The sequence below is a fragment of the Myxococcus llanfairpwllgwyngyllgogerychwyrndrobwllllantysiliogogogochensis genome, from assembly GCF_006636215.1.
GTDB lineage: Bacteria > Myxococcota > Myxococcia > Myxococcales > Myxococcaceae > Myxococcus > Myxococcus llanfairpwllgwyngyllgogerychwyrndrobwllllantysiliogogogochensis.
In genome coordinates, this window is record NZ_VIFM01000045.1 from 35,314 (window position 1) to 56,648 (window position 21,335).

The following is a 21,335-nucleotide window of genomic DNA, read 5'->3' on the forward strand; positions in this document are numbered from 1 at the left end:
TAGCCTCCGCGCCGTATGCGCCTGAAGCACATTGCCCTCTCCGTCCTCCCCGCCGCCGCCGTCGTGACGGCCATGGCCTGTTATTCGGACCCCGTGTACCCGGGCAATCAGCTCCTGGGCACCTTCCAGTTCGAGGCACGGCTGGACCCGGCGAACACCACCTGCGACGCGGCGATGCCGGAGTTCGCGCAGCTCGACGACGGCGGCGTGTTCCGCTTCGAGGGCACGTTCTCCAAGAACGACGACGGTGGCGCCGGCTGGTTCACCGTGCAGGGCTTCGACCGCGAAGCGAAGTACGAGGGGCAGCTTGTCGACTCCGCGCTCCGTGCCACGGCGCCGCGCGCTTCGTGCGGCACCGGCTGCAAGGACTCTCAAATCGAGGAGTCGCTGAAGGTGACCATCTTCAGTGACAGCCAGGCGCGCGTGCTCAACCGGGACTGCAACGCGTTCGACGGAGGAGTCCCCGACGGCAGCCCGCCTGCTCCCACGGAGAACGGCTACGACGTGTCGCTGGCGTGTGGTTCGCTGACAGATGTCTTCCTGCCGGGCTCCTGTACGTGTACTCCCGCGACGTGCAAGACGGCGTACAAGGTGCAGGGAGTGCGGAGGGACTGATGGCGAAGCGAGCGGTGGTGTTGATTTCGGGTGGCCTGGACTCCACGACGTGCGTGGCCATGGCGAAGGCGAAGGGCTTCGAGCCGGTGTGTCTCGCCGTGGCGTACGGACAGCGACACGTGGTGGAGCTGGAGCGGGCGCGGGACGTCGCGAGCGCCATGGGCGTGAAGGACTTCCGCGTGGTGAGCATCGACCTGCGGCAGATTGGCGGCTCGGCGCTCACCGCGGACATCGACGTGCCGAAGGACCGGCCGGCCGATGAGATGAGCCACGGCATCCCCGTGACGTACGTGCCCGCGCGCAACGCGCTGTTCCTCTCGTTGGCGCTGGGGCTCGCGGAGGTGGTGGGCTCCACGGACATCTACATCGGCGTCAACGCGGTGGACTACAGCGGCTATCCGGACTGCCGCCCGGAGTTCATCCGCTCGTTCGAGGCGATGGCGAACCTGGCGACGAAGGCGGGCGTCGAGGGCGCGAGCTTCACGGTCCACGCGCCGCTGTCCGGACTCACGAAGGCGGACATCATCCGCGAGGGCACGCGGCTGGGCGTGGACTACGGGATGACGCATTCCTGCTACGACCCGGACGCACAGGGGCTCGCCTGCGGACGCTGCGACAGCTGTCTGTTGCGCAAGAAGGGCTTCGAGGAAGCGGGAGTCCCGGACCCGACACGCTACACGGTGGGGGCATGAGCATGACGACGCGGCTGGGGTGGGTGGTGGTGCTGGGGCTGTGTGTGAGCGGCACGGCGCTGGCCCAGGACAGTGGCGCGGCGAAGCCCACGAAGACCAAGGGCGCGAAGGCGGGTGGCATTGCGCCGCTCGTGGACGCGACGACGGTGGTGGAGGACCTGGCGCTGGACCTCCGCTACGCGACGGCGGACAACTTCCTGAAGAAGCAGGTGTATCCGGACACGGCGCGCTGCCTGCTGCTGCCGGAGTCGGCGCGCAAGCTGAAGGCGGCGGCGGACGTGCTGCGGCCCAAGGGTTACCGGCTCAAGGTCTACGACTGCTACCGGCCCCGGGCCGTGCAGTGGGAGATGTGGAAGATCATGCCCGTGCCCGGCTACGTGGCGGACCCTCGCAAGGGCTCCAACCACAACCGGGGTGGGGCGGTGGACCTGACGATGGTGACGCTGGAGGGCAAGGAGGTGGAGATGCCCACCGCCTTCGACACCTTCACGCCGGAGGCGCACCACGGTTATGCCGGTGGCAGCGAGGCGTCGCGCAAGCACCGCGAGGTGTTGCGAGAGGCGATGGAAGGCGCGGGCTTCGCGCCCAACCGCATGGAGTGGTGGCACTATGACCTGCCGGATGCGAAGTCCCGGCCGGTGCTGGACGTGCCCTTCGCTCCGGTGAAGTAGCGCGAGAGTCCAAGGCCCCGGCTCCATGATGGAACCGTGATGCAGCCGGGCGCCACCTGCGGCACGCTGGGCTGAATCCGAAGGGAAGGCTCCGCCCGGTGTCCGCGTTGGTCCCACGATGAAGACCGCTCTCTTGCGCTCCCTGTGCGGTGTCCTCTTGTGTCTCGCCACGTCGGCGTGGGCACAGGCGGGCACGGTGGCGGGCTCGGTCCTCCAGGCGCGGAGCCAGCAGCCTCTCGCGGGGGTGAAGGTCTCCGCGACGTCCCCCGTGCTCCCGGCGCCGCGCACCGTGCTGACGGACGCGAAGGGCCACTACCAGCTCGCCCAGCTCCCGGCGGGTCTCTACGCGCTGCGCTTCGAGAAGGAGTCCTTCCAGGCCGTCACGCGCGCGGACGTGAAGGTGGAGTCGGGCCAGACGCTCACCGTGCAGGTGGAGCTTGCGCCCGTGACGTCGTCCCCGCCCGCCGCCGCGACGAATGGCACCGCGTCCCACGCTTTCGCTCCGCTGGCTCCGTTCGCTCCCCCGCTGCGACTGGAGTCGGACGGTGTCGCGTGGATGGTCGTCCCCCGGGCCGGGGACATTCGCGACCGGGCTCCACCGTGGGCGCTGCCCCAGCTCTCGGTGCTCGGGCCCGACGGTACGAACCAGAGCCTCTTCGCTCCCGGCAGCAAGCCCCTGCGTGACTCGGACACGCGGGGCCACGGCGTCAATCCGACCATCGACACGGAGGAGGAGCGCATCTCCACGTATACGTTCCAGGTGAGCACGGCTTCGTACGCGCTGACGCGAGGCTATCTGGAGCGCGACTCCCTGCCGGCGGAGGAGGCCGTGCGGGTGGAGGACTTCGTCAACAGCTTCGAAGTGGGCGAGGACGGCGACGTGGTGGGCCCGTTCGTCATCCACGTGGAAGGCTTCCCGTCGCCAAGTCGCAAGGGCTACCACGTGGTGCGAGTGAGCGTGCGCGCACGCGAGTCCTTCACCGACGTGGGCGTGCAACTGGAGTTCGACCGGAAGGCCGTGGCCCGCTACCGCCTGGTGGGGTACGAGAACCAGTCCGCCACGCCGGAGCCGTTCGACGATGACGCGGAGCCAGAGTCCGTGCCGCTGGCGGCGGGCACGTCCGTCACCGCCATCTACGAGGTGAAGCTGATAGGGCCCGCCATCGCCTTCGGCACCCTGCGCGTCCTCTATGAAGAGGGCGAGAACACCATGTGGCGCCGCGTGCAGAAGCTGCTGCCCTCCAGCGTCCTGCGCTCGTCCTCCGCGCGCGTCGCCGCCTCCACGCGGCTTGTGTACGTGGCCGCCGCCTTCGCGGAGAAGCTGCGCGGCTCCTACTGGACGCGCACGCTCGACTGGCCGCGGCTGCACGCGCTCTGGCAGGACATCGGGGAGCCGCTGGTGAGCCGTCAGGACGTGGTGGAGTTGGGCGCGCTCATCAAGAAGGCGGGCGCGTTGGACCAGCGCAAGGACCGCTTCGGCCCCCCAGGCTCCCTGTCCACCATGGACCCCGACACGGGCCCGGGTCCCGGAAGGTAGCCGCGAGCATGCTCCGCAGGCTGCTGCCCATGCTCGTCGCGCTGCTGCTGGGCCTCGTCGGGCTCGGCTGGGGACTGGGCTACCTCCATCGCATCTTCGCCAATGAGCGGGAGGACGCCCGGCTCTCGCTCGACTCGCGGCGCGAGGCGCTGGAGCAGTATGCGCGCGCGTCGCTGACGCAGTCCCTGCACGACAAACTGGAGGCCGCGAAGCCCGCCCTCGAGGCCGCGGTGGCGGACCCGCTGGCTCCCGACACCGGCCTCTATCTGCGCGAGCGCGGCACCCAGGTGCTGCCCCGCCTCGCGCTTCATGACACCGGTGACGTCTCGCCGGCCCGCGAGCGGTATGCGCGGCTGCGCGCCGGCACGGAGGTGTCGGAGGACCCGGAAGACCCGTGGGCGGAGCGGCTCGTGAGGACGCGGGCGGTGGAGCTGGCGCTCGCGCGGGGAGACCGTCGCGCCTCCACGGTGGCGCTGATGGCGCTCTTGCAGCACCGCTCGCAATACGTGCTCGCCTCCACGCGAGACGTGCCGGGCCTGCTGGTGGTGCTGGAGTCGCTGGCGGAGCGCGGCGACCCGGTGCCGCAGCTCATGCAGGCGCTGGTGCGGGACGGCCTGGCGGACGGCAAGGGTGGCCGGCTGGATGGCCTCCAGCGGCTGCTGTTGTCCCGCCGCTCGCGCTTCACTCCGGTGGACTTCCAGTTCCTGCTCGAGCGGGTGGCCGCGCTCTCCACGAAGGTGGGCGCGCCGGTGGACGACTTCGAGTCGCGCGCTCGCGAGCTGACGGCCCGTCCGCTGCCCCTGCCGGCGTTCCTCCCGGGCCCGGCCCTGGTGCGCGCCGGCTGGTACCTGGAGCCGCGCGGCGGCAACCAGGTGCGAGGCGTGGCGGTGGATGCGTCGGAGCTGCTGGAGTCGCTCACGCGCGAGATGCGCGAGCGCGGATTGCTGGACACCGAGGGCAAGGTGCGGCTGCTCGGGGACGCGGCGGTGCTGTCGCTGGACGCGCTGCCGTTGTCGGTGGCCACGCCCGAGTGGGCCCGGGCCCAGGCCGCGCTGGAGAGCCGCTACCGCTTGAAGACGGGCATGGTGGTGCTGTGCGCGGGGCTGGCCCTGGGCATCGCCGCGCTGGCCTTCCTCGCGCAGCACCGCAAGTACCGCTTCCTGGAGCTGAAGAGCGACTTCGTGGCCACGGTGTCGCACGAGCTGCGCACGCCGCTGGCCTCCATCCGTCTGCTCGCGGAGACCCTCGAGTGGCGGCTCGCCGAAGGCACGGACGCCCGGGACTATCCGGCGCGCATCGTTCGCGAGGCGGACGGGCTGGGCTTCCTGGTGGAGAACCTCCTGTCCTTCAACCGCATCGACAAGGGCCGCTGGGTGCCGAGGCTGGAGCCGGTGCGCCTGGACGAGCTGGTGTCGCTGCTGCGCAGGGACCTGGAAGCCTGGTCGAAAATCCCCGTGGAGTTGGAGGCGGAGGTGGGCGAGCTGGAGCTGCGCGCCGACGCCCAACTGCTGCGCCTGTTGCTCTCCAACCTCGCGCGCAACGCCTGCGCCTACAACACCCGCGTCCCCGTGCGCCTGCGCGTGGAGGCGCTGCCGGGTGGACGCGTGCGCTTCTCCGACAACGGCGTGGGCATTGCTCCGGGAGACTGGGAGCGCGTCTTCGGCGAGTTCGTCCGCCTGCCCGGGCAGGGGCGCGAAGTTCCCGGCAGTGGCCTGGGGCTCGCGCTGTGTCGCCGCATCATGCGCTTGCACTCCGGTACCCTTCGCGTGGTGGCCTCCAGTTCCGAGGGCACCACCTTCGAGCTCTCCTTTTCCCCCAACGCGACGCTATGAACCCCACCCAGCCCACCATCCTGCTCGTGGAGGATGACCCGAACCTGCGGCTCGCGCTGCGCGACAGCCTGGAGCACCAGGGAGGCTACGCCGTGGAAGAGGCGGCCTCCGTGCGCGAGGCCCGCGAGCACCTGGCCCGCGGCGCCTTCCAGCTCATCCTCCTGGACGTCATGTTGCCGGATGGCGACGGCTACACGCTGTGCCGGTCGCTGCGCGAGGAAGGTGTCACGTCGCCGGTGCTGATGCTCACCGCTCGCACGCTGGAGGATGACGTCGTGCGCGGCTTCGAGGCGGGCGCGCAGGACTACCTGGGCAAGCCCTACCGCCTGCGCGAGCTGCTGGCCCGGGTGGGCGCGCTGGTGCGCCGCGCGGGTGGCGGTGCTCCGGCGAAGCAGGTGCGCTTCGGCGGCTATCGGATGGACCTGGACCGCCGCAAGCTGGAGACGCCCGAGGGCGCGAACGTGGAGCTGACGCGCACGGAGTTCGACCTGCTGGCCTTCCTGGTGCGGGAGCGTGAGCGCGTGTTGCGCCGCGATGACATCCTCGACGCGGTGTGGGGCCGTGACATCGTCGTGGACCCGCACACCGTGGACAACTTCGTCTCCAGCCTGAAGAAGAAGCTGGGGTGGAACAGCGCCTCGCGCTTCGCCATCCAGACGGTGCGCGGCGTGGGCTACCGCATGGAAATCGAGGCGCCCTGATGCTCAGCGCAGCGGGTTGTTCGCCATCCGCCGCGACAGGCCTTCCAGCGCGGGGTGGTTGGACTCCCGCGTGCGAGCCCGCATCGACTGGATGAGAGCTCCCGTCTCCGGCGCATCCACGCGCATGAGCGCCTGGGTGAGGGCCTGCTGGACGTCTCCGGTGTAGTTCAGCCAGGCGTTGACCAGGGCCTCTGCGGCCACGCGGCGCACGTCCCCTTCCTCGGGAGCGGCCTTCGGCTGGGACGTCTTCCACGCCCAGAAGGAGCCGATGTCGCCCAGCGCCACGGCGAGCCGCCGGGCCTCCGAGGGCGCCGGGGTGCGCGCGAGGGCCTCCGCCAGCGCCTGGGCGACCACCAGCCTGCGACACTGGCCCATGGCCTCGCGCACCGTCTCTCCGCGGAAGCCCTCCTGGGGGGACAGCGTGATGAGCAGCGCCGCGGCCTCCAGGGACTCCAGCTTCGCCAGGGCCACCGCCGCCGCGCGGCGCGCGGGACGCCGCGTCTCCGCGCCTTCCAGCAGGGTCTTCCACAGCGGCAGGAGTCGCGCGTCCCGCAGGTCCCCGGTGGCCTCCACCATGCCCACCTGGAGGGCCAGCTTCGCCGAGTCGCGCGCGGGTTGAGTCGCCAGGCCCGCGTCGAAGACCAGTCGCTCCACCATGGGCCACAGCGCCTGCGCACCCAGTTGTCGGAACAGCGGCGCGGTGGCGGCGAGGGTGCCCCGCTTGCGTGAGTCCAGCACCTCCACCTGGGGGATGACCGCTTCCAGGCGCGCGAAGGCCTCGGGCGTCTGCTGCCGCGCGCGGGCCACTTCTTCTCGCAGCTCGCCCAGTCCATCCACAGGGGACGTCTGGGCGGTTGCGGGCGAGGTGAACCACAGCATCAACAGCGCGGCGCCCAGGCCGGCGGACAGTGCGTGACTCATCGGCCGCTCTCCCACCACTTCGTTGAAGGCACTTCGCGCGCGCTGTTCGTCGCGCAATGAACCTCGCCACCTCCCAGGTGGTAGAGGTCCCAGGTGTCCGTCCAGTGCACCCGGATGCCGTGAGGAGCCAGCGCCTCTTCGAGCTGCACCTTGAAGATGTCCTTCCCGTCGATGACGAGCCCGTGCGGGTCCGGCGCGATGACGAGCGAGCGGGACACCGACAGGAGATTCACCGTCCCGGGTTGCAGCGCCGTCGCGCCGTTCGGCGCGTTCTGGAAGAGGAAGGGCACGCGGACAATCTCATCGTCGGTGAGGCCCGTCGCTTCACGCAGGATGAGCAACTGCTCGTCGATTTCGAGCGCCGCCCGCGCGTTGGCGTCCATCACCCCGGCATGGTTCAACAGCTCCGACACCGTCGCTTCCGCGGGCCGGTCATACGGCCAGCGCATGCCTGTGAAGAGCTTCGCTTCGCCATGTCCCTGGGCCTGGGCGTTCTGCAACATGCGCCGCGCCTGGGCCGGGTCCGCCACCAGCGCAATCCAGCCGCGAGGCGTGTCGGCGGGGAGGAAGCTGAGCGTCTCGTCCACGTGGGCCACGGCGAGCCAGGACGTGTCCAGGTACACCGGCGGCTGCACGGCCTGGGCCTCCAGCATCTTCGTGAAGCTGGGGTCCGGCTGGAAGTCGGGCTCCGAGTCGGGACCCCGGCCGCGCAAGAGCCGCCCCAGGGGATACTTCACGCCGTCCTTCTCGTAGGGCGGGATGACCTCCGTGTTGCCCAGGGAGTTGAGCGTCTGGGATTCGGAGGACATGCCCGTCTGGTATTGCTGCACCGCCGCCTGATTCCTGCCCCGGAGCCAGTAGACGATGCGGCCCGCCTCTCGGAGCGGGGCCTTGGTCGCGCCCCAGTTCACGTTGGCCGAACGGTAGTTGACCTGGATGACGTGCTGGGCGCCGCCACCCTCGAGCCGGGGCATCGACATGTATGCGGGCTCGAAGTAGTCCTGCGCCCACAGGTCCTCCACCGCGAACTCGGAGAAGGCCGTCGGCTCCCCGGACTCGGCGAGGGCCCTGCCCAAATCGCCACGGAAGCGCGACGAGTCCTCGATATCCAACCGCGACACGTAGACGTTCCGCACCGGCGTCAGGTGATGGAACATCACCACCGGCGCGACGCGCAGGCGCACCGTGTCCTGGAACCGCTCCTGCGGCCGATCCACGTGGTAGATGGACAGCACCACGTCCGCGTACCCGTCCCACTCCGCTGGGTCCCTCGCGATGTCGTTGGCCTCGATGGCGATGTTCACGCCCTCGCGCAGGTTCTTCGCTGACAGGGGCAGGACGTTGGCGATGCGGAACGAGACGAACTCACCTTCGATTTGCTTGAACAGGCGCACCTTGTCGCTCGCGGGCCCCGTCACGGAGATGCTCCCCACCGCGTAGCCCGGCGCGTCCGCCCAGCGCTCGACGCGCAGCCGCGCCAGGTCCAACAGGTCCTCGTCCCCATTCACCTCCGAGTCCCGCGCGTCGTTGCAGGCCGCCAGCGCGTCATCACTCAGGATGGAGGAGGACATGCTGAAGGCGCAGAGCTCTTGGTCATCGTCGATGTTGGCCAGGAAGATGGCGCCCCGGTCGGCGGTCCACGCGTCCTCGCCCGCCTCGTCCTCCGCGTCCACCACGCCATCGCGGTTCACATCCGCGAGCAGATTCACATTCGGCTCGAAGGGCGCGGTGAGCCGGTCCGAGTTCTGGCTCGTGTCGTTGCCCGAGTCGAAGGCGGAGCACCCGCTGAACAGCACCAGCGAGAGCAGCACGCCCAGGGGCACGCAGGAGGTGACGCGCTGTTCGGGAGGTAGGCTCATGAAGGTCCGGGTCGATGGATGACCGGTCCGGTGCCGGGGGGCACCCACCCATCGTTGGTATGCATACGAAAAGCATCTTGGCCTCGGGTTCAAGCAACATCGGGTGCGTCCCGGGGCGACCTTCGCGAGGCAAGTGATGGTTGACATCGCGTCCGCTTCCGTCGAGGCGACCCCGGGGGAGGGCAGGCGAGCGAGGCCGAACGCGCTGTAACTTCGGGCGCCTTCGTGGGTTCAGTTCCCGCCATGCGCCTTGTGTCCCTCTGCTCCCTGGTGGCCCTGCTGCTCTCATGTGCGAGCAGCCCACACCCTGTCCGGAGTGAGGCGCCGCCAGACTTCGGCCCGGGCGCGGAGGTGCACCTGCTTCAGCGGTGGGCCTTCGGTCCGTCGGAGCGTGACCTGGCCGAGGTCCGCGCGCTGGGCGTGCGGGGCTGGGTGGAGGCGCGACTCGCGCGGCGGGACGCGCCGGTGTCACCGGTGCTGGAAGCGAAGCTCCAGGAGCTGCCCACCCTGACGATGTCGATGACCCAGCTCGCCAGTGACTACCCTGGCAAGAAGGAGCGGGAGCAGGCGCTGCTGGATGGCCGGGAGCTGCTGCCACCCGCGCGTATTGGCCTGGAGCTGTCCGCCGCCAAAGTGCTCCGCGCGGTGGAGGGACCGAATCCACTGGAGGAGGTGCTGGTGGACTTCTGGTTCAACCACTTCAACGTGTCCGCGGACAAAGGAGCGGTGCGGTGGATGGTGACGTCATACGAGCGTGACGCCATTCGCCCGCATGTCCTCGGGCGCTTCAGGGACATGCTGGGGGCGACGGCGCGCCACCCGGCGATGCTCTTCTATCTCGACAACTGGAGGAGCACGCGCGACGGGATGCCGAGGCCCGCACGGCGAATGGCGAAGCGCGACGTGGCGCCGACGATGGAGGAGGACGGCGACGACGAGGACCCCGCTGCGTCCGAGCCGAGGCCGGGCCTCAATGAGAACTACGCGCGGGAGCTGCTGGAGCTGCACACGCTCGGCGTGGACGGAGGCTATTCGCAGCAGGACGTGCGGGAGGTGGCGCGCAGCTTCACGGGCTGGAGCATCCGCCGTCCTCGTCGAGAGCCGGAGTTCTTCTTCCGACGACGCGCGCATGACACGGAGGCCAAGCAGGTCCTCGGCCAGGTCATCCCCGCGCGCGGTGGCGAGGCGGATGGAGAGAAGGTGCTGGACCTGCTCGCGCGTCACCCGGCGACCGCGCGGCACCTGGCGACGAAGCTGGCGCGGCGTTTCGTCTCGGACACGCCGCCGCCCGCGTTGGTGGACCGGTTGGCGAAGGTGTTCCTCGACTCGGACGGGGACTTGCCCACGGTGTATCGCGCGCTCATCGACTCGCCGGAGTTCTGGGCTCCCGAGGCACGAGGGGCGAAGGTGAAGACGCCGTTCGAGTTCGTGGTGTCCGCGCTGCGGGCGACGAGGGCGCAAGTGGAGGTGCGTCCCCGGCTGGTGCAGGCGCTGGCGAGGATGGGTGAGCCGCTCTACCGCGCGCCCGCGCCCACGGGCTTTCCGGAAGGGGCGGCGCCGTGGGTGAACAGTGGCGCGCTGGTGGCTCGGCTCAACTTCAGTCTGGACCTGGTGTCGGGGCGGCTTCCCGGGGCGCGTGTGACACTTTCGTCACTCGCCACGCCAGCGACACCCACGGCGGAGGCCTGGGTGGACACATTAGGGCACACGCTGTTGGGGACAGCGCCCTCGGCGGAGACACGGGCCACGGTGCTCGCGGCGCTGTCTCGTCGCACCGAGGCCGCCAGCGCTGAAGGAGAACCAGGCCCCGTCGACGTGCAGCTCATCGCGGGGTTGCTGCTCGGCTCACCTGAGTTTCAACGGCAATAGCGTTGCGCTCGTCAGGCATCTGGCACTGGCTTGCCAGATTTGCCTGTATTGCCGTAATTTTCGGCCTTGGCTTGGGTGTCTCACGGACCGCTCGGTCCCAATCGAGTCAGGAGCTTCCTTGTGAAGATGTTTCATCCGAGACGGTGCGCCGGAAGTACATCCATCGAGTCGCCTGCAGGGTGCCTGGATTCACGCGGTACCTTGCGTGTCGCGGTGATGTCCATCGTGGTGGGGCTGATGGGTTGTCAGGTCGGAGGGAGCGACGAAGAGGTCGCGAGCCTCGAGGAGGCAACCTCCACCGAGGTCCTGCTGGAGCGACACCCGAGAGACCTTCCGGTGGCCAGTGGCTATGTGGATGCACATGGCGTCGAACACTCCCTGAGTGCCGATGTCGCCACCCGTGGCACCGTGAGGGCGCAGGTCGACTATCCGGGCTGTGATTTCGACTACGCCGATGCCTCCAGGCTGACCTACCGTGGCTACACCGTCACGGGGAGCGGCGGCGTTCGCAACGTCCGCGTGGCGTGGTGGCACGTTGTCCCGGCCGACATCGCGCTGCTGCCGGGTGCGAGTGGCTCATATGCGCGGACCCGGCTCACCCAGGCCCCGGGATGCGGGACGAACAGTGCGTACACGACGGCTCCGCTGAGCGTCACTTTTCTCAACAGCTACACGGATACCCTCACGGGTCTGGTCGTCAATCGATACGAGGTCTCACACACCTTCCAGGTCAGTGGTGTGGACTTCGAGCAATACGCCGGATTCTCATCCACGTTCCGGCTCATGACCGACTGTGGAGGCCTGGGCGCCGTCTTCCCCCAGACGCAAGCAGATGTCTTCTCTCCCCAGTCCTTGCTGGCCGCGGGGGATGGTACTTCGCTGGTGGTGCGAACCGACGCCAGTGTCTGGGGCGCGGGCTACAGTGGACATGGCAGCCTGGGGGACGACTACCCTGAGGACCACTCCGCGCAGAATCCGCTGCGAGTGTCGGTGTTGAGTTGCATGAAGACGGTGTCGTCCTCGTATCTGAGCGTGCAGGGGCTGCGCTCCGACGGCACGGTCTGGGGATGGGGCAACAACTTCTTTGGCCAACTGGGCATCGGAACCCAATCCTCTGCCCACTACACTCCCACGCAGGTGCAGAACCTCACCAATGTCCGAGCGGTCTCGGCCGGTCCCTTTCATTCCCTTGCGCTGCGCTGGGATGGAACCGTCTGGGCCTGGGGGGCGGGTTACTACGGGAAGCTTGGGACTGGAACGGAGGACTCCTTCATCGTCCCTGTCCAGGCGACGGTCCCCACGGGGCTCATTTCGGTGTCGGCGGGAGGCAGGTACAGCATGGCCTTGAGGTCCGACGGCACCGTCTGGACCTGGGGAATCGATGGCACGACGCCGCAGAGCAATCTCCCCGTGCAGAAGCCTGGGTTGAGCGGTGTCATCTCCATTTCAGCTGGGGAGGCTCACTCGTTCGCACTCAAGTCCGACGGCACGCTCTGGGCCTGGGGAAACAACAGCCACGGTGAACTCGGTGATGGCACGACGACCTCCCGGAATACACCCGCCGTGGTTCCAGGCCTCGTCGACGTCGTCGCCATGTCAGCGGGAACGCGCCATTCGCTCGCGCTCAAGGCGGATGGCACGGTCTGGGCCTGGGGGTTGAACGACAAGGGGCAGTTGGGGGATGGCACGGTCCTCACGCGGCTCTCCCCGGTGCTGGTGGGCGGATTCGAGCGAGGGGTGGCGGTGAAGGCGGGCTTCGACCATTCCCTGGCCATGCGTGCCGATGGTGTTGTCTTCGCCTGGGGCGACAACACGAACGGACAGGCCGGCAACGGAACGGAGGGCAACCACCACCTCACCCCGATTCTCTCGTCCTTGCGTTGATGGATGCGTGAATCAGCGCGCCTCCCGCCCAGCCACCTGACCCGAGGTGGCTGGGACCTGGATGCGTGGCGCTCGTCTGGACGGACCCAGGGCGCGAGTTCCTCGTGAAAGAGGATAGACTTCCAGCCATGGACAGAGTCGCCCTCTTCTTCTGGCTGTGGGTGCTGTTCCTCGCGGTCAACGTGATGTGGGCGCTGGCGCAGGCGGTGGTGGCGAGTGCCTTCGGGGCTCGACCGCTCGCGGTGCGGATTGGTTATGGGCCCCAGTTGGTGGCGTGGCGCATGGCCGGTATCGGCTGGAGCCTGCATCCCATCACCCTGGGCAGCTCCGCGTCATTCGTGCCGGAGCAAGACGACGCTTCGCCCGAGCCGCCGCTCAAGAGCCGGCTGCTCAAGCTGCCTCCTCCGCTGCATGCGCTGGCCCTGGCCGTCCCCTGGTACGTGCAGATTGGCGTCGCCATGGCGTGCCTGGGACCCGCGGAGGGCTTCCATCAGTTCACCGAGGGCTTCCCCGCCGTGTTCAACGTCGCCGCGCTGCCGGGCCGCGTGGAGCGCTTCGTCGGGTTGCTGCGAGAGGGCGAACTGGTGCGCGCGTGGGGCATCATGAGCGCCCGGATGGCGGCCCTCAACCTGCTCCCCATTCCCTCGCTGGCGGGGGGCTACTTGATGCTCCTGCCCTGGCGCGACAAGTCCCCGACGTGGGTGCGCCCGGTCGCCGCCGTGTTGCTCGCCGTCTCGCTGGTGTGGGCCGCGTGGGTGGCGTCGCTCTTCGTCCGGGCGATTCTCTGAAGCCCCCGTCGCACTGGGTCCTCCGGGTGTGTCTGGAGGAAGGGAAGTGGGGACCCTGACTCGCGGCCGGGGATTTGGCACGGATGCTCGTAACGTCCGCCCGGGTCCGGTGTTGTGTCCCTTGAACGGCCCCGCGGAATGGCCAGGGCCTCCTTTCACTCGCCGGAGCCGCGCAAGCCCATGAGTCCGCTGCTGTCTCGTCGCCTCCTGCTGCGCGCCCTGGGGCTCTCGGGCGTGGGGCTGGCATTCGCTCCAACGCTGTCGAGCCGCGCGCTGGCCGCCCCGTCCTCGCGGCGCACCCTGGTGACGGTGTTCCTGCGAGGCGGCGTGGATGGCCTCTCCCTGGTGCCTCCCGTGGATGACGCGGCCTATCACCGCGCGCGTCCCACGCTGGCGCTGCGCAGGACGGGAGAGGGTGCCGCGCTGGCGCTGTCGGGCCCCTTCGGACTGCATCCCCGGCTGGAGCCCTTGTTGCCCCTATGGAACGAGGGCCGCCTGGCGGTGCTGCATGGGGTGGGACTGCCCACGCCGGTGCGCTCGCACTTCGACGCGCAGGACTTCGTCGAGTCGGGGACGCCGGGCCGCAAGTCGACGCCCGATGGTTGGCTCAACCGCGCCCTCGGTGTCGAGGAGTCCGCCGCGCCGCTGCGAGCCGTGGCCCTGCAAGCCACGTTGCCCCGCGCGTTGTTCGGTGACGCGGGCGCGCTGGCGATGGGACGGCTGGAGGAGTTCCGCCTCCGCGTGGGCAGGCGAGGCGCCGAGGCGACGCGCGGCTTCGCGGCGCTCTACGCGGGCGCGGTGGATGAAGCGCTGCGCACCACGGGCCAGGGCGCCTTCGACGCGCTCTCCCAACTGGACGCGGAGCACCTGTCGCGACTGCCGCCGACGTCGGGCGTGGAGTATCCGCGCGGCCCGCTGGGCCAGCGACTGGGGGACATCGCGCGGCTCATCCGAGGCGACGTGGGCCTGGAGGTCGCCGCGACGGAGATGGGCGGCTGGGACACGCACGCGGCGCAGGGCGCGGCCACGGGCACCTTCGCCAACCGGTGCGCGGAGCTGGCGGGCGCGCTGTCCGCCTTCGCGCGGGACGTGGGGCCGCTGCTGGAGCGGGTGACAGTAGTCGTGCTGACGGAGTTCGGCCGCACGGTGCGGGAGAACGGCAGCCGGGGGACGGACCATGGCGTGGGCAGCGCGATGCTGGTGCTCGGCGGCGGCGTGAAGGGTGGCCAGGTCCACGGGCGCTTCGAGTCGCTCACCCCGGACCGGCTCCAGGACGGGCGGGACGTGCCCGCGTGGACGGACGTGCGCGCGCCGCTGGCCGAGGTGCTGCGCGCCTGCCGCCCTGGCGTGGACCTGACCCGGGTGTTCCCCGGCTTCACGCCCGGCGCGCCGCTGGGACTCTTCGCGTAGCGCGGCTCGAGTTCGTGCAGACTGGAGGGGCCCATGGTCCGGCCTCGTCGCGTGCTCGTCATCCTCGTCTCCATCTTCGCGGTCGCCTACCTCGCCCTGTGCCTGGCGGCCTTCGTGCTCCAGCGCCCGTTGATATACCCGGCGCCCAAGGCCCCCATCCCGCTGCCGGCCGAGCTCGGCTTCCGGCACCTGCCACTGCCAGGAGACACGTTCGTGGACGTGCTCCATCTCCCCGCGCCGCCCGGCGCCCCGACGGTGGTGCACTTCCATGGCAATGGAGAGCAGTTGTTGGGTCAGCTCGACCTGGGCACGGTGCTGAACCAGAACGGGCTGGGCTTCCTGGCCGTCGAGTACCCGGGATATGGCGCGTCGCCCGGACAGCCCACGGAGCAGGGCATCTACGCGGCGGCGGAGGCGGCGCTGGCGATGCTGCGAGCGCGGGGCGTGACGCCGGAGCACACCGTGCTCAGTGGCCGCAGCCTCGGCACGGGCGTGGCCGTGGAGATGGCGCGTCGGGGACACGGCTCGCGCATCATGCTGGTGTCGCCCTACACGTCACTCACGGAGATGGCGGCGCAGCTCTTTCCCTTCCTCCCCGCGTCCCTGCTGGTGAGGGACCGCTTCGACTCCACGTCGAAGGCGCCGGACATCACCTTGCCGGTGCTCATCATCCACGGAGAGCAGGACACGCTCATCCCGGTGGAGATGGGGCGCAGGCTGGGCGCGCGCTTTCCCAGCGCCACCGTGGAGACGGTGCCCGGGGCGGGCCACAACGACGTGTTGGAGAAGTCAGGCCCCGACCTCGTGCGGCGCATGGCCGTGTTCGCCCTGGGCGGAACCTGAGCAACGCCCCGAGGCGCGTGAGTCCACCGCGCCCCGAGGTGTTTCGTCAGTGGACCTGTGAAGGGGACTCGGTGTCGACGGACACTTCGCGCATCAGCTCCGCGGTCTCCTCCGCCTTGAGCTGCTTCACCAGGTCCGCCTGCGCCACCATGCCGCAGACGGTGCCGTCGTCGTCGAGCACCACCATGCGGCGGACCTGGTTCTGCTCCATCAACTCCAGGCAGTCCTCCAGGCTGGTGTCTCGATACACCGTCGCCGCGGGCATGCTCATCGCATCGCTCACGTTGAGCATGTAGGGGTCCTTCCCCTTCGCGATGATGCGACAGGTGATGTCGCGGTCGGTGATGACGCCGATGGGCTTGTTGTCCACGTCGATGACCGGCAGGGCTCCGCAGTCACACTCCACCATCCACCGCGCGGCCTGCTCGATGCCGGTGTCGGGCAGGCAGGTGACGGGGTTCTCGGACATGACTTCTTCGACGTTCATGGGGCCTCCCGGGGCGAGTGTCTCTCCGCCTCAAGGTGGGCCTCTCCTTGGAAGGCGACAGCGTGAGACCCGGGTGTTCGCCGTTCGGTCGGCCCGGGATGCGGGGGCGCGGTTCGAGGACCGGACAGCGGTGGGGCAAGGGTCCGAGCCGATGAAGGGCCCCGGACCCCTTGTCCCTCAGTCGCGCGGAAGCCGCTGCTCGTATTCTGCTTCCAGGCGGGCGTGCGTGGACCAGAAGCCTCGGGGCGCATGGCCGGAGAGCTGGTCGTCGAGGATGCCCAGGTGGGTGTCCCAACCGCTGGCGACGCTGACCCTGTCCGCGCGCGTGGTGAGCCGTCGGTGTGTCAGGACGAGCAGCACCTCGGTGCCGCGCTCGCTCAGCTCGAACGACACCTCGGAGGGTGCGCCCGTCTGCTCGGCCCAGGTGTAGCTCAGCGCGTGGGGTGGCTCGTAGCGGGTGACGTGGCCGAGGTGCCGATGGCCGTCGCGCATGACCTCGTAGCGTTTCGGCAGGGGCTCGTGGGAGAGCGTGGAGTGGAGGAAGTGCAGCTCGACGCGGCCTCCCACGCGCGGCTCCAACTCTCCGGCGGCCAGCCACTTGCCGCGCTTCTCCGAGTCGGTGAGGAACGCCCAGACGCGCTCGATGGGTCCGGGCAGCACGCGCTCGATGCGCACCGTCTGGGGCTCCGTGACGATTCCGTACTCAGCCATGGCGGGGCTCCAGCGCATCGGGCGCGGCGAGCGCGCGCGTCAGGGCGGTGAGCATGGTGGCCCAGCCCGCCTGGGTCCGGTCGGCGTACTCGGCCCACTTGGACGACATGACGTGGGTCAGCGTCAGCTCGCAGCCGGTGCCCTGGGGACGAAACTCCAGGCTCACCCGGCTGATGTCCTCCTCCGCCAGGTTGTCCTCCCGGATGGCCCAGGTGAAGACGAGGCGGTGGGGGCGGTCGACCTCCAGGTATGTGCCGATGTGGTCGATGTCCATGTCCCGGCGGCGCACGAGGAAGGAGAACGTGCCGCCCACGCGGGCATCGAGGTGGAGGTGGACGACCTGTTCGTCACGCACGCGCGGGCCGAACATCCACTGGCCCAGGAGCTTCGCGTCGACCCAGGCGTCGAAGACGCGCTCGACGGGTACGTCGAAGTGGCGCACGAGCTGGACCTGGATGGGGGCGTGGGGACTCACCGGGAGCGTCCTTTCTTGCGGGGGGAGGAAGGGGGCGTGGGCGCGTCCTCTCGGAGGAGGGCCTCCAGGACGTCGAGGCGCTCGCTCCAGAAACGCTCGTAGTACTGGAGCCAGTCCTTCACCTCCGAGAGCGGCTTCGCGTCCAGTCGGCAGACGTGCGTGCGGCCCTTCACCTCGCGGCGCACCAGCCCCGCGCGCTCCAGCACCTTGATGTGTTTGGACGCCGCGGCCAGGGACATCCGGAAGGGCGCCGCCAGCTCTCCGACGCTGCGCTCATGTACGGACAGGTTGCGCAGCATCGCCCGGCGCGTCGGGTCCGACAGCGCGTGGAAGGTGTTGTCGAGCTGGGCGAGACGTTGTTCAACCATGAGGTTGAATATAGGTCCGTGCGTGGGACTGTCAACCGACGAAGCCCGTGCCGCCGTGGGCCGGGGAGGCTGGTACGCTCGCCCGCGCCTTTCGTTTCCGGGAGAAGACCTCATGTCCGATGCCTCCCCGCCCGTCATCGGCATCATCGGTGGCAGCGGCCTGTACCAGATTGACGGTTTGAAGGACGTCGCCTGGAAGAAGGTGTCCTCTGCCTTTGGCGAGCCCTCCGACGAGTTGTGCTTCGGCACCCTGGAGGGACAGCGCGTGGTCTTCCTGCCGCGCCATGGCCGGGGCCACCGCATCGCCCCGAGCAACATCAACTTCCGGGCGAACGTGGACGCGCTCAAGCGCAGCGGGGTGACGGACCTGCTCTCGCTGTCCGCGGTGGGCAGCCTTCGCGAGGACCTGCCGCCGGGCGTCTTCGTGGTGGTGGACCAGTTCATCGACCGGACCTTCGCGCGGGAGAAGAGCTTCTTCGGCACGGGGCTCGTCGCGCACGTGTCCATGGCGAAGCCGGTGTGTTCGCGGCTGGGGGACGCGGTGATGGCCGCCTGCGAGAACCTGGGCGTGGCCGCGCGGCGGGGCGGCACCTATCTGGCCATGGAGGGGCCGCAGTTCTCCTCGCTCGCGGAGAGCCGCCTGTACCGGACGTGGGGCTGTGACGTCATCGGCATGACGAACATGCCGGAGGCGAAGCTCGCCCGGGAGGCGGAGCTTTGTTACGCGACCGTGGCCATGGTGACGGACTTCGACTGCTGGCATCCGGACCATGACGCCGTCACCGTGGATCAGGTCGTCTCCGTGCTCCTGGGCAACGCGGGCAAGGCGCGCGGACTGGTGAAGCAGGTGACGCCGCTGCTCGGTGGACACGAGGGGCCCTGTCGCCAGGGTTGTCAGCGCGCCCTGGACCACGCGGTCATCACCGCGCCTGAGGCTCGGGATGCCGCGCTCGCGCAAAAGCTGTCCGCCGTGGCCGGCCGGGTGTTGAACCGATGAAGGTCCAGGGCAGGCCCATGCGCACCATCTGGCTGGAGCCCGACGGGCAGGCGGTGGGCATCATCGACCAGACTCGCCTTCCCCACGCCTTCGTCACCGCGCGGCTGGGCACGCTGGAGGAGGCCGCGCACGCCATCCGTGCGATGCGTGTGCGAGGCGCTCCGCTCATCGGCGCCACCGCCGCGTATGGCGTCTGGCTCGCGCTGCGCGAGGACGCTTCGGATGCGGCGCTGGCGCGGGCCCGCGAGGTCCTGGGCGCGACGCGTCCCACCGCCGTCAATCTGCACTGGGCGCTGGAGCAGATGCGCCAGTTGCTGGAGCCGCTGCCCGTCTCGGAGCGTCCGTCCGCCGCGAAGCAGCGCGCGGCCGAGTTGTGCGACGAGGACGTGGCCATCAACCGCGCCATGGGTGGGCACGGTCTGAAGTTGCTGGAGGCCGCCTGGGAGCGGAAGGGACGCCAGGGGCGGCTGGAGGTGCTCACCCACTGCAACGCGGGGTGGCTGGCGACGGTGGACTGGGGCACGGCGCTGTCACCCATCTACCTGGCGCACGACGCGGGCCTGCCCGTGCATGTCTGGGTGGATGAGACGCGTCCGCGAAACCAGGGCGCGGGGCTGACGGCCTGGGAGCTGGGACAGCACGGTGTCCCGCACACCGTCATCGCCGACAACGTGGGAGGCCACCTGATGCAGCATGGGCAGGTGGACCTGTGTCTGGTGGGCACGGACCGCACCACGGCGCACGGAGACGTGGCGAACAAGATTGGCACCTACCTGAAGGCGCTCGCGGCGAAGGACAACGGCGTGCCCTTCTACGTGGCGCTGCCTTCGCCCACCATCGACTGGAGCCTGCGGGACGGGGTGCGGGAGATTCCGATTGAACAGCGCGACGGCACCGAACTGAGCGATGTCACCGGGCGACTGGCCTCGGGTGAGGTGGCCACGGTGCGGGTGACGCCGGAGGGCAGTGCTTCCGCCAACTACGCCTTCGACGTGACACCGGCGCGGCTGGTGACGGCGCTCATCACCGAGCGAGGCGTGTGCCCCGCCACCGAGGAGGGACTGCGCTCGCTCTTCCCGGAGCGGGCGGGGAGGGCTTCGTGAGCAGTCGGGATGACCGCGCCTCGCGCGAGGCGATGATTACCACCTGCCGGAAGATGAACGCGGCCGGGCTCAACCAGGGGACGTCCGGCAACCTGAGCCTGCGCGTGGCGGAGGGCTTCCTGCTGACGCCCACCGGCATGGACTACGACGTGCTGGAGCCGGAGGACATCGTCCTCATGCGCCTGGATGGGAGCCATGAGGGGCGCCGTCTTCCGTCGTCGGAGTGGCAGTTGCACCGGGACCTCCTGGTGGCGCGCCCGGAGGTGGGCGCGGTGCTGCATGCGCACTCCATGTTCTGCACCACGCTGGCCTGTCTGCGCCGGGGCATCCCCGCCTTCCACTACATGGTGTCCGCGGCGGGCGGCGTGGACGTGCGGTGCGCGGCCTATGCGACGTTCGGCACCGAGGAGCTGGCGCGCCGCGTGTTGGAGGCGCTGGAGGGACGCAAGGCGTGCCTGATGGCGAACCACGGCATGCTCGCGCTGGGCGCGGGCCTGGCCCAGGCCTTCAAGCTGGCGGTGGAGGTGGAGACGCTCGCGGCCATGTACTGGCGGGCGCTCCAGGTGGGCGAGCCGGTGCTCCTCGACGATGAGGAGATGGCGCGCGTGCTGGAGAAGTTCAAGACGTACGGGCAGCAGTCGCCGCCCGGAGGTCGCTGAAGGCGCGCCTACGCCGCGCGCAGCGTGAGCACCGTCACCTCGGGAGGGACACCCAGACGAAAGGGCAGCCAGTGGCCGGTGCCGCCGGACACGTAGAGCTGGTGGTCCCCGCGCCGATAGCGGCCGAGCATGTACTGGAAGGCGAACCAGAAGGCGGGCACGCCGAAGAACGCCACCTGGCCGCCGTGGGTGTGGCCGGCGAGCGTGAGCCGGGCGCCGCGCTCGGCGGCGTGGTTGAAGAAGTCGGGATGGTGGGACAGGCAGAGGACGACTTCGTCCGAGGCGGTGTCCTGGAAGGCCTTCTCCGCGGATTGGCGCATGCGCTCGGCCTTCACGCGGTGGCTGCGGCCGGACATGGGGTAGTCCACGCCGACGATGCGCACGCGCTGGCCGCCGTGCTCGATGACGTGGGACGAGTCCACCAGCAGCCGCACCGGGCCGCCGCGCTCCTGGGATTGGGCGTACGCGCCGAGGACCTCGTCCAGGCCGCGCCAGTGCTCGTGATTGCCGAGTACCGCCAGCATGCCGTGGCGGGCGCGGCAGGACTCCAGCGCGGCCATGGTGCCGTCGAGCTGGTCCAGGTCATCAATGAGGTCACCCGTCATCACCTGGAGGTCGACCTGGGCCTCGTTCATCGCGGCCACCGTCTCGCGCAGGTAGTGGGTGTCGATGAAGGTGCCGACGTGGACGTCGGTGATTTGCCCGATGCGAAACCCGTCCAGCGCGGCGGGCAGGCCGGGCAGGCGCACCTCCACCGACTTCAGCGTGAAGCCCGTGGCGCCGCCCGCCAGGCCCACCGTGCTCGTCCCCGCCGCGAGCAACGGCACCGCGCGCCCCGCGTTCGTCAGCAGGCTGCGCCGGCTCATCCCACCCAGGGCGGGGGGTGGAGTGATGGGGGCAATCGCGTCGGAAG

Annotated in this window: 21 protein-coding genes; 14 read left to right on the forward strand and 7 right to left on the reverse strand. The window is 69.7% G+C overall.

Annotated features, from left to right (window positions below; all coding sequences use genetic code 11):
* Window positions 1-15: 15 nt before the first annotated feature.
* The 6 genes from FJV41_RS13965 to FJV41_RS13990 all read left to right on the forward strand — a co-directional run bounded on the left by FJV41_RS13965 (window position 16) and on the right by FJV41_RS13990 (window position 6,048).
* Window positions 16-615 carry a hypothetical protein gene (locus tag FJV41_RS13965; protein WP_141642964.1) on the forward strand — a complete coding sequence of 200 codons (600 nt, stop codon included), beginning with the start codon at window positions 16-18 and terminating at the stop codon, window positions 613-615.
* A complete protein-coding gene (gene queC / locus FJV41_RS13970) occupies window positions 615-1,307 on the forward strand; it encodes a 7-cyano-7-deazaguanine synthase QueC (protein ID WP_141642965.1) in 693 nt (230 codons plus the stop codon). The genes FJV41_RS13965 and queC overlap by 1 nt, the downstream gene beginning before the upstream one ends.
* Before the next feature lie 2 nt (window positions 1,308-1,309).
* The gene (ddpX, locus tag FJV41_RS13975) at window positions 1,310-1,978 is read left to right on the forward strand and encodes a D-alanyl-D-alanine dipeptidase (protein ID WP_141642984.1); all 669 of its coding nucleotides are present in this window, start codon (window positions 1,310-1,312) and stop codon (window positions 1,976-1,978) included.
* A gap of 118 nt (window positions 1,979-2,096) precedes the next feature.
* Window positions 2,097-3,515 (forward strand): YfbK domain-containing protein, encoded by a 1,419-nt coding sequence (locus tag FJV41_RS13980; RefSeq protein ID WP_141642966.1) that lies wholly within the window; start codon window positions 2,097-2,099, stop codon window positions 3,513-3,515.
* A gap of 8 nt (window positions 3,516-3,523) precedes the next feature.
* Entirely contained in the window at window positions 3,524-5,347 is a 1,824-nt protein-coding gene (locus FJV41_RS13985) for a sensor histidine kinase (RefSeq protein ID WP_141642967.1), read from the forward strand.
* Entirely contained in the window at window positions 5,344-6,048 is a 705-nt protein-coding gene (locus tag FJV41_RS13990) for a response regulator transcription factor (RefSeq protein ID WP_141642968.1), read from the forward strand. Before FJV41_RS13985 ends, FJV41_RS13990 begins: the two co-directional genes overlap by 4 nt.
* Window positions 6,049-6,051: 3 nt before the next feature.
* Here the strand turns inward: FJV41_RS13990 and FJV41_RS13995 are convergent, their stop codons facing one another.
* Both FJV41_RS13995 and FJV41_RS14000 read right to left on the reverse strand, forming a co-directional pair.
* A complete protein-coding gene (locus FJV41_RS13995) occupies window positions 6,052-6,969 on the reverse strand; it encodes a hypothetical protein (protein ID WP_141642969.1) in 918 nt (305 codons plus the stop codon).
* Window positions 6,966-8,828 carry a protein-arginine deiminase family protein gene (locus tag FJV41_RS14000; RefSeq protein ID WP_141642970.1) on the reverse strand — a complete coding sequence of 621 codons (1,863 nt, stop codon included), beginning with the start codon at window positions 8,826-8,828 and terminating at the stop codon, window positions 6,966-6,968. The genes FJV41_RS13995 and FJV41_RS14000 overlap by 4 nt, the downstream gene beginning before the upstream one ends.
* Window positions 8,829-9,098: 270 nt before the next feature.
* Here FJV41_RS14000 and FJV41_RS14005 point away from each other — a divergent pair, with 270 nt between their 5' ends.
* The 5 genes from FJV41_RS14005 to FJV41_RS14025 all read left to right on the forward strand — a co-directional run bounded on the left by FJV41_RS14005 (window position 9,099) and on the right by FJV41_RS14025 (window position 15,622).
* Window positions 9,099-10,697: a DUF1800 domain-containing protein gene (locus FJV41_RS14005; protein ID WP_438616741.1), complete on the forward strand. Its 1,599-nt coding sequence runs from the start codon at window positions 9,099-9,101 to the stop codon at window positions 10,695-10,697.
* A gap of 201 nt (window positions 10,698-10,898) precedes the next feature.
* Entirely contained in the window at window positions 10,899-12,581 is a 1,683-nt protein-coding gene (locus FJV41_RS14010) for an RCC1 domain-containing protein (RefSeq protein WP_181790625.1), read from the forward strand.
* A gap of 128 nt (window positions 12,582-12,709) precedes the next feature.
* Entirely contained in the window at window positions 12,710-13,369 is a 660-nt protein-coding gene (locus FJV41_RS14015; RefSeq protein WP_141642973.1) for a site-2 protease family protein, read from the forward strand.
* 180 nt (window positions 13,370-13,549) lie between these two features.
* Window positions 13,550-14,779 (forward strand): DUF1501 domain-containing protein, encoded by a 1,230-nt coding sequence (locus FJV41_RS14020; RefSeq protein ID WP_141642974.1) that lies wholly within the window; start codon window positions 13,550-13,552, stop codon window positions 14,777-14,779.
* Between the two features lie 33 nt (window positions 14,780-14,812).
* Window positions 14,813-15,622, forward strand: a complete 810-nt coding sequence (locus FJV41_RS14025; protein WP_141642975.1) for an alpha/beta hydrolase — start codon at window positions 14,813-14,815, stop codon at window positions 15,620-15,622.
* Window positions 15,623-15,668: 46 nt separating this feature from the next.
* Here FJV41_RS14025 and FJV41_RS14030 read toward each other — a convergent pair whose 3' ends face one another.
* The 4 genes from FJV41_RS14030 to FJV41_RS14045 all read right to left on the reverse strand — a co-directional run bounded on the left by FJV41_RS14030 (window position 15,669) and on the right by FJV41_RS14045 (window position 17,663).
* Complete coding sequence (locus FJV41_RS14030; RefSeq protein ID WP_217439553.1) at window positions 15,669-16,109, reverse strand: CBS domain-containing protein; 441 nt, start codon at window positions 16,107-16,109, stop codon at window positions 15,669-15,671.
* Between the two features lie 177 nt (window positions 16,110-16,286).
* Window positions 16,287-16,820, reverse strand: a complete 534-nt coding sequence (locus FJV41_RS14035) for an SRPBCC family protein (protein ID WP_141642976.1) — start codon at window positions 16,818-16,820, stop codon at window positions 16,287-16,289.
* On the reverse strand, window positions 16,813-17,295 hold the full coding sequence (locus FJV41_RS14040; protein WP_141642977.1) for an SRPBCC family protein: 483 nt from the start codon (window positions 17,293-17,295) through the stop codon (window positions 16,813-16,815). The genes FJV41_RS14035 and FJV41_RS14040 overlap by 8 nt, the downstream gene beginning before the upstream one ends.
* A complete protein-coding gene (locus FJV41_RS14045; protein ID WP_141642978.1) occupies window positions 17,292-17,663 on the reverse strand; it encodes an ArsR/SmtB family transcription factor in 372 nt (123 codons plus the stop codon). Before FJV41_RS14045 ends, FJV41_RS14040 begins: the two co-directional genes overlap by 4 nt.
* A 112-nt stretch (window positions 17,664-17,775) precedes the next feature.
* Between FJV41_RS14045 and FJV41_RS14050 the strand changes: the two genes are divergently transcribed.
* From FJV41_RS14050 to FJV41_RS14060, 3 genes are read left to right on the forward strand one after another with little or no spacing between them, the layout of a single operon-like run.
* Window positions 17,776-18,660, forward strand: a complete 885-nt coding sequence (locus FJV41_RS14050; RefSeq protein ID WP_141642979.1) for an S-methyl-5'-thioadenosine phosphorylase — start codon at window positions 17,776-17,778, stop codon at window positions 18,658-18,660.
* Entirely contained in the window at window positions 18,657-19,763 is a 1,107-nt protein-coding gene (gene mtnA / locus FJV41_RS14055) for an S-methyl-5-thioribose-1-phosphate isomerase (protein ID WP_141642980.1), read from the forward strand. Before FJV41_RS14050 ends, mtnA begins: the two co-directional genes overlap by 4 nt.
* Before the next feature lie 32 nt (window positions 19,764-19,795).
* A complete protein-coding gene (locus tag FJV41_RS14060) occupies window positions 19,796-20,422 on the forward strand; it encodes a class II aldolase/adducin family protein (RefSeq protein ID WP_141642986.1) in 627 nt (208 codons plus the stop codon).
* Window positions 20,423-20,430: 8 nt separating this feature from the next.
* Here the strand turns inward: FJV41_RS14060 and FJV41_RS14065 are convergent.
* Window positions 20,431-21,335: metallophosphoesterase (locus tag FJV41_RS14065; RefSeq protein ID WP_141642981.1), on the reverse strand; the 905-nt coding region annotated here is incomplete at its 5' end.